5 protein-coding genes and 1 tRNA gene are annotated in these 12690 nt (G+C 55.6%); 5 read left to right on the forward strand and 1 reads right to left on the reverse strand.

Annotated elements, in window-relative coordinates:
* Positions 1-29: 29 nt before the first annotated feature.
* Entirely contained in the window at positions 30-1631 is a 1602-nt protein-coding gene (locus B5E84_RS17785) for a putative polysaccharide biosynthesis protein (protein WP_087225500.1), read from the reverse strand.
* A gap of 278 nt (positions 1632-1909) precedes the next feature.
* Here B5E84_RS17785 and nifS point away from each other — a divergent pair, with 278 nt between their 5' ends.
* The 5 genes from nifS (at position 1910) to B5E84_RS17815 (ending at position 12012) form a co-directional block, all read left to right on the forward strand.
* On the forward strand, positions 1910-3103 hold the full coding sequence (nifS, locus tag B5E84_RS17795; protein WP_087225506.1) for a cysteine desulfurase NifS: 1194 nt from the start codon (positions 1910-1912) through the stop codon (positions 3101-3103).
* A 37-nt stretch (positions 3104-3140) separates the two neighbouring features.
* A complete protein-coding gene (gene nifU / locus B5E84_RS17800) occupies positions 3141-3578 on the forward strand; it encodes a Fe-S cluster assembly scaffold protein NifU (RefSeq protein ID WP_087225509.1) in 438 nt (145 codons plus the stop codon).
* 201 nt (positions 3579-3779) lie between these two features.
* Positions 3780-4859, forward strand: a complete 1080-nt coding sequence (gene mnmA, locus B5E84_RS17805; protein WP_087225512.1) for a tRNA 2-thiouridine(34) synthase MnmA — start codon at positions 3780-3782, stop codon at positions 4857-4859.
* 215 nt (positions 4860-5074) lie between these two features.
* Positions 5075-5164: transfer RNA gene (locus B5E84_RS17810), tRNA-Ser, on the forward strand.
* Between the two features lie 518 nt (positions 5165-5682).
* On the forward strand, positions 5683-12012 hold the full coding sequence (locus tag B5E84_RS17815; RefSeq protein ID WP_087225514.1) for a doubled motif LPXTG anchor domain-containing protein: 6330 nt from the start codon (positions 5683-5685) through the stop codon (positions 12010-12012).
* Positions 12013-12690: the final 678 nt, after the last annotated feature.

A 12690-nucleotide genomic window follows, 5' to 3' on the forward strand; every position in this document is an offset into this window, starting at 1 on the left:
CATAGGTTTTCCAGGGCGGAAGGAAGGGATTATTCCAGGTTTTCCGCCCCTTCTTTTTTGTGGAACAGCAGCAGAAATCCCCCGTAGCACACCGCCAGGAACCCGATTTTGACCGCGGCCGCCAGAAAGGGATGGAGTTGGCCGAAGATGGCGGCGGCCGGCAGGGAGAGAACGGCGGCCAAGAGTCCGCAGGAGAGAAGAAGGATGGCGGCGGGCTTTACGATCATGGACCAGGCGTTCCAGGAAAAATCCACGTTCCGCCTCAGGGAGATTAAGTGCATGGCGGAGAGAAGGATTTCACTGGCCAGCATTCCCCACAGGAGGGCGGTAATGCCAAAGACCGGGATTCCGAAGGCCACGAAGGCCAGCCGCAGCAGGAGGGCGGCCACATTCTGGAAAAAGGTGGTTCCGGTGCGGCCGAGGCCGTTTAGAATGCTGCCGGTGGTGGTGGAGAGGTACAGGAAGGGGCAGAGCCAGGATAATGTGGCGATAAAATAGCCGGCGCTGGAATCGTGAAAGACCCCGGTGCCCAGATCGTCCCCGAACCTGGTAAAAATGCCGATGCAGAAGATCCCCATATAAAGGCTGTAGCGCAGGGACATGGTCACGGCGGAGGAAATGCGCCTGCGGTTTCCCACGGACTGTGCCTCCGCCACCGCCGGCAGCAGGAGGACAGCCATGGAGTTGGTGATGGCGGAGGGGAAGAAGATGAAGGGCATGGCCATTCCCGTGAGGACGCCGTAGACGCTGTAGGCCTCGGAGGAGGACAGGCCGGAGGCCAGCAGGCGGTTGGGGATCAGGATGGCCTCGGCGCTGGATAAAAGGTTCAGCACCAGGCGGTTTCCCATAAGGGGGAGAGCCAGGGCCATGAGGGCGGGGGCAGCTGAGCGGAAACCGGCGGCAAAGGAACGAAAACCGGAAAGGGGGGAGCTTTGTCCTGTATCATCGGCGGTGTGACCGGCGCAGCGAGGCTCCGGGCCGGCGGATGGCTGGATTCCATCCGGCGGGAACAGGGAGAAAGCCACCATGGAAAACAGGGTGGACGCCGCCTCTCCGATGAGATGGCCGAACACCGCCAGCTGTACGGTGATGGGAATCCCCTTTTCCACCATAATGTCAGCCACCAAAAACACGGCCCCGATGCGCACCGCCTGCTCCATGAGCTGGGTGAAGGCGGGAACCTTCGTTTTCCGCAGGCCGTAGTAATAGCCGTTGATGCAGGCGTGGACGGCGGAGCAGGGAACGGCCAGGGCCATCATAGGCAAGAGCGGGGCGCAGCGAGGCTCTAAAAGCACCCGCGCCGCCAGAAAGTCAGCGCCGTTCCATATGACAGCCGTGAGGGCGAGGGACATGGAAAGGGAGATGACAAGCCCCGTCCGGAAGACATTTCGCCCTTTTCCCACCTCCGCGGCCACAAAGCGGGAGATGGCGGTCTGGATGGATCCGGCGCAGAGGGCAAAGCAGATGCCGAAGATGGGGTGGACCATGTTGTAGATGCCCAGCCCTTCGGCGCCGATGGCGCGGGAGAGGAAAATGCGGTAGAAAAAGCCCAGGATGCGGCTTAAGAAACCGGTGGCGGTGAGGATCATGGTCCCGGCGATGAACGCCCGTTTGTGGGGAGAGAGATTCATGGGATCACCTGATCAAAACATTATTACAATCTATGTGGAGACAGGCGGAATCTTTCCGCAAAAAAACAGGACAAAATATATTATTCCTATTGAAATTCTATGAATATATTATATAATAGACCTGTAGTTGAAGCTTTTAACTTCTTTCTACAGGGAGATGCCGGGATCAAACGCCTCCCGCGGGCAGGCGGACGTCGGATTTTTGACGGTTTGACTCCGGGATCACAGAAAGAAAACGACAGCCCGCGCCAGCGGGCGGGAAAGGCGGATGAATTGATATGAATGAAAAGAAATTGATTTATTTGGACAATGCGGCGACCACGCGGGTAAAGCCGGAGGTGGTAGAGGCCATGATGCCCTATCTGACCCAGTATTACGGAAACCCGTCGTCCGTATATGAGTTCTCCGAGGAGCCAAAGAGAGCCATCACCCACGCCAGAGAGGTGATCGCCCAGGCCATCGGGGCAAAGACCAACGAGATATATTTCACCGGCTGCGGCACCGAGTCCGACAACTGGGCCTTAAAGGCCACGGCAGAGGCCTACGCCGGAAAGGGAAACCACATCATCACCACGAAGATTGAGCATCACGCCATTCTCCACACCTGCGAGTGGCTGGAGAAACACGGCGTGGAGGTGACCTACCTGGATGTGGATGAAAACGGGCTGGTGAGCCCGGAGGCGGTGGAGAAGGCCATCCGTCCGGAGACCATTCTCATTTCCGTCATGTTTGCCAATAATGAGATCGGCACCATCGAGCCCATCCGGGAGATCGGCGCCATCGCGAAGAAACACGGCGTCCTGTTCCACACCGACGCGGTACAGGCCTTCGGCCACGAGCCCATCAACGTGGACGAGTACAACATTGATATGCTCAGCGCCAGCGGCCACAAGATCAACGCCCCCAAGGGCGTGGGATTCCTCTATATCCGCACCGGCATCAAGATCCGCTCCTTCATCCACGGCGGCGCCCAGGAGAGAAAACGCCGGGGCGGCACGGAGAACGTGTCCCAGATCGTGGGAATGGGAAAGGCGGTGGAGTTAGCCATGGCCACCTTAGAGGAGAGGAAGGAAAAAGAGGCGAAACTGCGGGACTACCTCATTGACAAGGTTCTGTCCATGGTTCCCTACGCCAGATTAAACGGAGACCGGACGAAACGCCTGGCCAACAATGCCAACTTCGCGTTCCAGTTTATCGAGGGCGAGTCCATGCTGATCATGCTGGATATGGCGGGAATCTGCGGTTCCAGCGGCTCTGCCTGCACCTCCGGCTCCCTGGATCCGTCCCACGTGCTGCTGGCCATCGGCCTGCCTCACGAGATTGCCCACGGTTCCCTGCGCCTGACCCTCAGCGAGGACAACACGGTGGAGGAAATGGACTATGTGGCGGAGACCATCCGGGACGTGGTGGAGCGGCTGAGGAGTATGTCTCCCCTCTATGAGGATTTTTTGAAACAGAACGGCGCAAGATAAAGCTAACAGAGCGAGGATAGAAAAGGAGAAATCGTTTATGTATACAGAAAAGGTAATGGACCATTTTCAGCATCCCAGAAACGTGGGGGAGCTGGAGAATCCCAGCGGCATGGGAACGGTGGGAAACGCCAAGTGCGGCGATATTATGAGAATTTATCTGGACATTGATGAAAATCAGGTGATCCGGGACGTGAAATTTAAAACCTTCGGCTGCGGCGCGGCGGTTGCCACCAGCAGCATGGCCACGGAGATGGTGAAGGGAAAGACGGTGCAGGAGGCCATGGCCGTGACCAACAAGGCCGTCTGCGAGGCTCTGGACGGGCTGCCGCCGGTGAAGGTGCACTGCTCTCTGCTGGCGGAGGAGGCCATCCACGCCGCCCTCTGGGATTACGCCCAGAAAAACGGCATTTCCATCGAGGGACTGAAGAAACCAAAGAGCGACATCGGCGAGGAGGAAATCGACGAGGAGTATTGATGGGAAACGGGATGTCCGCGGTACACGCATACCGGAGGGCAGCTGTTTTGGCGGCCTGCGTTTCCGGCGGGGCGGAAATCTGCCGGAGGCGTTTACCGTGTCATAGGGAGCAACATTCTCTATAATGGGACAGGAGCGGTCCCCGGCAGTTTGGCCGGGGCCGCTTTTTCCCGTATTCGGAACAGAGGTGAGAGGAAAGATATGGAGAAGAAAAAGGTAGTGATTGGAATGTCAGGCGGGGTGGATTCCTCCGTAGCGGCCTGGCTGTTAAAGGAACAGGGCTATGACGTGATCGGCGTCACCATGCAGATCTGGCAGGACGAGGACAATGAGATTCAGGAGGAAAACGGAGGCTGCTGCGGCCTCAGCGCCGTGGACGACGCCAGGCGGGTGGCCAGTCAGTTAGGAATACCGTACTACGTGATGAATTTCAAGCGGGAGTTCCGGGAGAATGTGATCGACTATTTTGTGGGAGAATACCTCTGCGGCCGCACCCCCAACCCCTGCATCGCCTGCAACCGCTACGTGAAGTGGGAATCTCTCCTGCGGCGCAGCCTGGCCATCGGGGCGGACTACATTGCCACCGGCCACTACGCCAGGATCGACCGGCTGCCAAACGGCCGCTACGCCTTAAAAAAGTCGGTGACGGCCGCCAAGGACCAGACCTACGCCCTCTACAACCTGACTCAGGAGCAGCTCTCCCACACCCTGATGCCGGTGGGGGAGTACACAAAGGAGGAGATCCGGGCCATGGCGGAGCGGCTGGGCCTCCAGGTGGCCCACAAGAGGGACAGCCAGGAGATCTGTTTCATTCCCGACCACGACTATGCCCGTTTCATCGAGGAGAACGCGGAAACGGTGCCGCCGGAGGGGAATTTTGTGGATGCCGCCGGAAATATTCTGGGGCGCCATAAGGGGATCACCCACTACACCATCGGCCAGCGGAAGGGCTTGAACCTGTCCATGGGACGGCCGGTATTTGTGACCGCCATCCGCCCGGAAACCAACGAGGTGGTGATCGGAGACGGGGACCAGGTGTTTACGGACCGCCTGCGGTGCGGAAATGTGAACTGGATGGCCATGGACGGCCTTCACGGCGGGGAGGCCCAGGTGACGGCGAAAATCCGGTACAGCCACCAGGGCGCGCCCTGCCTGATCCGGGATCTGGGGGACGGCACGGTGGAATGCCGGTTTGAGACGCCTCAGCGGGCGGTGACGCCGGGACAGGCTGTGGTGTTTTACCAGGGGGAGTATGTGGCTGGCGGCGGAACGATTCTGTAGTGTTCTGGGAGAACCTCTGCGATTCCCGGCGGAGGTCCGGCTGCGTTGGCAAGAGGGGCAGGCGGGGAAATGGATACATGGAGGTTTCTCGGCTTTTATAGCCCATGGGTTCAGAGCTGAGATAGCTGAAAAAGCTGAAAAATAAAAAAATTCTGTGCCAACTACTACACAAAACGGAAATTATCGTGTATAATGTAGCAGTTGGTACAAAACCAGGAGACATAGCGAAGCGGCCGTAACGCGGCGCACTCGAAATGCGTTTGTCGGTTCATCCCGGCACGAGGGTTCGAATCCCTCTGTCTCCGCTTGGAAAAAGACTGGAAATCCTGAGAGAATCGGGGTTCCAGTCTTTTTTGTGCGTAAAACGGTGTCTCCTATGATACGAAAGCCTCTGGCGGGAAATGGAAGGGATTTTTGAGAAGGTGGGAGCTGCGGTGAAACGCGGCGGAGCTTTGTGGAAAATAAGAAAACGGGTCTGGAAAATCATGGCGTTTTTCTGGAAAATGACCGGTATTTTCTCTGAAAAACGGAGGTGTTTGGGAAAGTGAAGTGAGATTGTACAAAATTACGGTGCCGCCGGCCGCGCTTCGCGCGGCATCCTGAAAAATTTGAAAAAAGTAAATAAGAGGGTCAAATGTAACACCTTCTGTACCCCCCCCCCTGTATAATAACGGGTAATGATAGAAATGTATGGGTTTCTGTCATGAAAACGCTGCAATTTGCCAGATCTTCACGGAAGGAAAAGCTCTCTGACCTTGGATGATTCCGCAGCTGTGAGGAAGTGGCAAAAGGAAGGAATTAAAAAAGGAAAGGAAAGAGAGAGATGGTTAAAAGGAGAAAAGGAAAATGCAGGCGTGCCGCGGCATTTTTTCTATCCGCGGCCATGACTGTGGTCAATGGGGGAACCAGCTATATCCCGGCTTACGCCGCGGATGTGGGATCGTCCAGGTTTTTGCTGACGAACAGGGAACTCATGCAGGCGATTCAGGACGCGAAGGCGGCAGAGGATTTTTTTGACTTTTCCTCGCTGGATTTAAAGGGAAAGTCAGAGAAGGCAGAGGAACGGTATGAGGAGCTGCTTGGCGAGCCGGGGACGGTTTACCAGCTGGACGTGGATGTGGACGGTAGCGATGCCGCCGATGGCACGAAACTGGAGCTCTTTTACAACGAGGAGAACGAAGAAGTCGTCTTTTTGTACATCAATGAGAGTGACGAGTCTGTGCGGTTTACCGTCAATGTGGAGGGATATGAGACGAAAAGCCTGCTGGTGGGAGCCGCCAGCGCGGAGCTGACGGACGGGCCGGAAACAGCTGACGGAGAAAACGGGAACTCCACGGAGGAGAGTACGGAGGAAACCTCTGGAAACTCCCAGGAGACGGAAGGCTCTGACAATGTCCAGAATCCGGGCGGCAGCGGCTCTGCCGGCGGCGGCCAGGGGTCCGGAACCGGTGGAAACGCGTTGGAAGACAGTCAGGAACCGGAGACCGGGGACACCGCGGACACGGAGGAAACCGGCGACGCGGAAGAACCGTCTGACGGTGATGCAGGGACATCCGCAGACGATAAGAAACCGGAGAGCGGTGACACTGGCTCTGCCGGGGATAGCGGAATAAGTGAGGAAACTGGAGCCGCCGGTGACGGTGCGCCCGCAGACGGTGAGAAACCGGAGGACGGCGGTACTGGCTTTGTTGGAAATGACGACGGAGCGGAGACCGGCGGAGATACCGGGGCATCTGGAGACAATGGAGCTGATGGCGGAGCAGCCGGAGACGTCGGCAGCGGTGAGGAATCCGGCGACAGCGACACCGGCTCTGCCGGAAATGGTAGCGGAGACGGCGGCAGCGACAGCAGTTCTGCTGGAAATGACAGCGGTGCAGCTGGAAATGACGGTGGAGACAGCAGCAGCGACACTGGCACATCCGACGGCGGAAACAGCGGCAGCAATACCGGGACATCCGACGGCGGAAACAGCGGCAGCAATACCGGGACATCCGACGGCGGAGACAGCAGCGATACCGGGGCATCTGGAACCTCTGACGGCGGAGACCTTCAGATAGGAGTTTCTGCCCACAGCACGGCTTTTGTGGCAGTGGGATCAGAAAATAAAATCGCCACGGAAGGCGAGTGGATTTTGGAAGAAGGAGATACGGACGGGGAGGAAGTCCCGGAGGTATTGGGAACCCTGGACGGAACGGTTTATCCGGAGGTCACTGTCTGGGAGGGCGCGAAAGCAGCGGCCTGCGCAGTGGAGTTGGAGGAGCTGGAAAGCATCGAGCTGGAGAGCGGCTACCACATTTCCTATGTGACGGAGCCGGAGGATGTCGTGGAAATCGACGGCCCCCGCTTTGCGGAGGAAGGGGAAAGCATTTCCTTCTCCGTGATTCCGGAAATGGGTTATCAGGTGACAGAAGTGACCGCCAACGGTGTGAAACTGGACTGTGCTTATGAAAACAGCCCTGCCACCGCGTCCCAGATAGGAGGGACGGAATATATCTATGTTATTGACTCTGTAGACGAGGATCAGGAGATCGTGATTTCCGCGGCGGCAGTTTCCGGAACGGTGTTCCAGGCGGAAACGGAAACGGCGTTCATCACCATCACTGCCCCGGAGGGAACGTTCGCGGTTCCGGTTACTCTGGAGGCGAAGGACATCGGCGAGGACAGCCAGGAATATGGTATCCTGAAAGCACAGACAGAGGAGAAACTGAAAGCGGACGGCTACGTTATGACCTCCTTCCATCCCATTGATATGAGCTTTATAGACGAGGCGGAGCATGAAGTGGAGCCGGCTGAGGCGGTAAAGGTCAACATCCGCTATAAGAGCGGGACGGGCGTTCAGGCCATGTCTGAGCTCAATAAAATGGAAGAAAAGAAAATCATCCACATTCACGACCAGGAGGTGACGGAGTTAGACGGAACCCTGGTGGAGGAAATCAACACCGGAAATACGGTGCTGGACGCGGAAGTGAGCCAGTTCAGCGTGGTGGCAAATGTCACGGTGCTGGCGGACGGTGAGGCAGAGGCAGACGGACAGGTGTACGCTACCCTGGAGGATGCTGTCGCAGAGGCGGCGGCAGGTGCCGTCATCAAGCTCACGGCAGAGTCCATCCAGCTGGAGGATCAGATCGCGGTCACCAAGGATGTCACCATTGATATGAACGGCGGAATGATCACAGCCGGACATAATAAGCGCGTGTTTATTGTGAAGGATGGGGCATCTTTGACGCTGGAGGGAGAAGGAACGGTTGTCGGAAACGGAGAGGTTACGAAAGATGGCGGACTGATCCATGTCGGCGGTGAAAGTGATAGTACTGTTGGAACTTTTATTTTAAAGGACTTTGTGGTTCTTTCCGGAGGAACGGCTAAGGAGAGAGGCGGCGCAGTCTATATTGGGAATAAAGGATCTTCCATGGTTATGGAAGGTGGAACGATCAAAGAGTCGACGGTATCTTCAACGAGCAGCAAGATCGCAAATGGACAGGGCGGAGGCGGCGTCTATGTGTTGGACGGAACCTTTAAACTGAAGGATGGTGTGATCCAGGAGACAATGGCACGGGTAGGTGGCGGCGTGTTCGTGGGCGAAAATGCTGAGTTTCTCATGGAAGGTGGCTCTATCAAAAATACAGTGGGGGAGTATCAGGCCGGTGGCGTAGCCGTATATCATGGAAAATTCCATATGACGGGAGGCGTTATCTCTGGCACTCGGCAAACTTATAGCGGTTCAAACGGTGTATGCGGAGGCGTTTACCTTTACGGAAAAGATGGTAAGCTGCCGCGGGCTCAGTTTATTATGGAGAATGGCTCCATCAAAGAATGCACATCCGCTGCCAGCGGAGGCGGTGTTTACGTAGGCACGTTCAGCGATTTTTATATGTCAGGAGGCAGCATTGAGAATAATACTGCGACCAAAGCAGGAGGCGTCTCCGTAGCGAACTATACTTATTCAGCCGCAGGCTGTGGAACATTCAATATGAGCGGCGGTTTGATCCGCGGAAATAAGGCAGTAAACAACTATGGAGTAAAAGAAGCTGGCGGAGTAGATGTTTGGGGAACGTTTAATATGAGCGGAGGTGTGATCTCAGACAATACAGGCATTGGCGGTGTATATGTCAGTCAGAGCAACAAAGCCAAAGTGAATATTACAGGCGGTGCCATCTACAATAACACCAACAATAGCACGAATAAAAACAATCCTGTTAATCAGATTTGTGATATTTATTTGTATTATTCAAAAGGAATGACGTTCCATGTGGTTCCTGCTCAGGATATGGAAGATAATCTGTCGGGCTATCAGTTTAGCAGCTGGCTGCGCTATGATCTTCCGAAGAACGTGACAAATCCGGTGGAGATGAGCGGCTCTTTGGAATTGGATGAGATTCTTGCAGACTCAAACAATAATACAAAATTCAGTTTTACCGCCGTCACAGACGCGGACGGGAGAGAAATATACCTGGACGGCGTCAAAGGAGACAACGGCAACACAGGAAATAGCGTACTGGATGCGGTGAAAACTTTTGATGTTGCCTTGACAAAGGCGAAAGCATCCATAGATGCCGGAAAGACGGATGAAATAAAAATTTATGTGTCCGGTACAGTGACAGTTTCCGGAACAGAAACCTGGGAGATACCGGAGGACTATGCAGGAAAGATCACTCTGACCAGATACCGTGCACATGACGGTTATATGGTGGAGGTTTCTGGCAGCGGGGCAGAGCTGACGTTGAAAAATTTTGTGATGGACGGCGGAAAAGACAAGTTAAGCTCGAATTACGTTTACACTTCCTCCATGATTTTGGTACAAGGCGAGGATGCAACGCTGAACATTAATGACGGAACCGTTCTTCGGAATAACCGGGCTGGTTCCTACAGTGGGATTTCTTACAACGGCGGCGCGGTATACGTGACAGGCGGCGGTATCTGCAACATGAACGGCGGCCAGATTACCGGAAACGAATCCAGCTACGCCGGAGGCGGAATTACGGCAGCCAGAAACGCCGTCTTGAACATGAGAAGTGGCGTGATCGAAAATAACGTAGCAGGACCTCACGCCAGCGGTCAGGCAAGAGGTAGCGGTGGCGGAGTGGCCATTCTGGAAGGCAGTTCCATGACCATGAGCGGCGGAACGATATCGAGTAACTTGGCCGGGGACGGCGGAGGTATCCATGTAGGCGGAGAGGCGCCAAACCTGGATTATGGTATTAATACTCTGAAAATGATCGGAGGCCAGATCAAAGGGAACACAGCGGAATCTGCCGGAGGTGGAATTTATGTTCAGTGTCATTCGGAAGCAGTAATTGATGCGGAATCTTCCGTGGAGATTACCGGAAATAAGGCAAATGCAAAGTGGTACACCATAAACGAAACGGGCCATAAGGCATCCTTTGCGGGAGGCGGAATCTATGTAAACGGTGGACGGAGTGGTTATGGATTTAAAAATGGTAAAGTGAGCCTTACAAATGCGGCCATCAGCGGGAATCAGGCGAAGTGGAGCGGCGGTGGAATCGGCGCTTGTCCCACGTCGCATCTGGGAATCTATGTGACAGACGGAGCGGTTGTCTATGGCAATACAGCGGATTCTGGGAATGCGGATCAGATTTACAGCGCCAGCTATCAGGCCAATTTAAGGCATCCTCACTCAGGCTACGTTTCTGACTATATGCTGGGCGGAGGCGTTTATCTGTGGAAGTATGACGACGGAAAACAGACGGGCGCAGCTCCCAGATCCTATTATCAGGGTTCCAACGGAAATGGAACGTATAACGCCTTCTATCTGGACAATGACTACGATCAGAACGATGTAGACCGCGCGTTAAGACTTGCAAACGTGGTGATTTCCGATAACTACTCCGGCAGCAACGGCGGAGGAATCGGTACCAACGGAGATGTAGAGATCGGAGTGAATAATCCGGATTCGGATCCCGCAACCTTCAAACTGCAAAAGTTATGGGATGACGGAAACAACGCCCCTGGCCTCCGTCCCGAAAAAATCAAAGTAACCTTAAAGATCGAAAAGGACGGCCAGACCACCACCGAGGACGTCATCCTCAAGGAAGAAAACGGCTGGGCCTGGAAACTGGCGGCTGCGGAGTACTGCGACGCAGATGGAAACCTTCAGGCAACCATCACCATCGACGAGGAAACCATGGAGCGGTATGAGCTGAACCCGGAGAGCATTAAAGTCGAGGAAGGTACAGAAGGCAGCGGCCCGATGATCACCATATCCTTTGAAAACGTGTTCATCCCCGCCAACGGCCTGACGGTCTACAAGGTATGGAAAGACGGCGACAACCAGGACGGCCTGCGTCCGGAGACCATTTCCGTGCAGCTTTACAGAAACGGAGAGCCCATGGGCGATCCGGTGGCGCTGAGCGAGGCGACCCACTGGATGTACACCTGGGAAGACCTGCCGGTTCGCGGCCAGGGACAGGATCTTTTCTACACGGTACAGGAAGTGGGAACGGTTGACGGCTACACATCCGAGGTTGGAGAGCCGGTAAAGATCAACGAGGACGAGGACATCTACGCAGTGACCATTGTAAACACCCACGAGCCTGCGGTGACCAAAAAGACGGTGACCAAGGTGTGGGATGACAACGGAAACAGCGACGGCCTGCGCCCGTCCAGCATCCTGGTCCATCTGCGGGCAGACGGAGAGGTTGTAGGCGAGGCAGAGCTCACGGCGGAGAGCGGCTGGACTTACACCTGGGAAGATCTGCCGGTGATGGACAGCGGAAAAACTATTAAGTATACGGTGGAGGAGACCGCGGTTCCCGCAGGCTATATGGCCAGATACAGCGAGGACACCTTTACCATAACCAATGTTCATACCCCGGATGGAAGTGATCCCACGGAACCCACAGATCCGGACGATCCCACGCCCAGCAATCCTGGCGGCAGCCACGGAGGCGGCGGCGGACCGAACCCCGGCGGGCCTACACCGTCCGGCGGCCCCGGCGTGGAGGTGATCACACCGGATGAAGTGCCTCTGGCGAACCTGCCGGAGGAGAGCGTAGAGATCCCGGACGAGGATGTGCCCCTGGCGGCCCTTCCCAAGACGGGAGACGCCGGACACATGGGATTAAAGACCGTGCTGTTCGGAGCGCTGTTCGCGGCGTTCCTGAGCGTGCGCAAGAGAAAAGAAGAACAGCAGTAAAAAGTGTGCGCCAAGCGCACACCCGCGCCGGAGCGCGTCTGCGTCAGCAGTCATATTCCTTTGCGCGAAACATTGCTTAACAGGAAACGCAGTTTCCAGTTAAACAAACAAAAACCCCCGTTCAGGCGGGCAGGCGGTAAAACGCCTGCCGCCCGGACGGGGGCTTTTTCGTGTGCGCCTGGCGGCGCACGTTTCTTAAGGGTGCAAGTCCCAAGTCTGCCCGGTAGTGGGAAAGACATAGCCGAAGGTAAGGGTGTCCATCGTGAGGTGGAATCTGAAGGAAACCGGATGCGGGGAACCAACGAACCCGTGGGCAAACCTCTGGTCTGACGAACAGAAATCGCATATAAGGCTGTACATGAGGGTAAGTTTGCACGACAAAATAAAGCCCGATAGCTACACGGAATCATGTGCAGTAAATACGGTAGATGGATGGAGGGAAAGAAACGTGTGGTACCCAGGGAGGTCTGTATGATACGCCCTGAAAGGGGTAACCGCTGTCGCGAGACAGCGCTGAACATACAGAAGTCAGCAGAGGCCGTAGTAGCTGAACGATTTTTTTCAGTGAAGGGCTGAATCAATAGGAGTCTTTAGTACAACCGGGAAAGGAGGAATGGGCAGATGGGTACAGAAAACAGGGAAAGCTGCTCACAAAGAGATAGCGCGGAACGTAAAGGG

Source organism: Lachnoclostridium sp. An14 (assembly GCF_002160755.1).
Classification (GTDB): Bacteria; Bacillota; Clostridia; order Lachnospirales; family Lachnospiraceae; genus Lachnoclostridium_A.

What these genes read in the sequence shown, in the direction of transcription:
- B5E84_RS17785 (WP_087225500.1), bottom strand. Translation starts at nt 1,631, where the DNA reads ATGAATCTCTCTCCCCACAAACGGGCGTTCATCGCCGGGACCATGATC.
- nifS (WP_087225506.1), top strand. Translation starts at nt 1,910, where the DNA reads ATGAATGAAAAGAAATTGATTTATTTGGACAATGCGGCGACCACGCGG.
- nifU (WP_087225509.1), top strand. Translation starts at nt 3,141, where the DNA reads ATGTATACAGAAAAGGTAATGGACCATTTTCAGCATCCCAGAAACGTG.
- mnmA (WP_087225512.1), top strand. Translation starts at nt 3,780, where the DNA reads ATGGAGAAGAAAAAGGTAGTGATTGGAATGTCAGGCGGGGTGGATTCC.
- B5E84_RS17815 (WP_087225514.1), top strand. Translation starts at nt 5,683, where the DNA reads ATGGTTAAAAGGAGAAAAGGAAAATGCAGGCGTGCCGCGGCATTTTTT.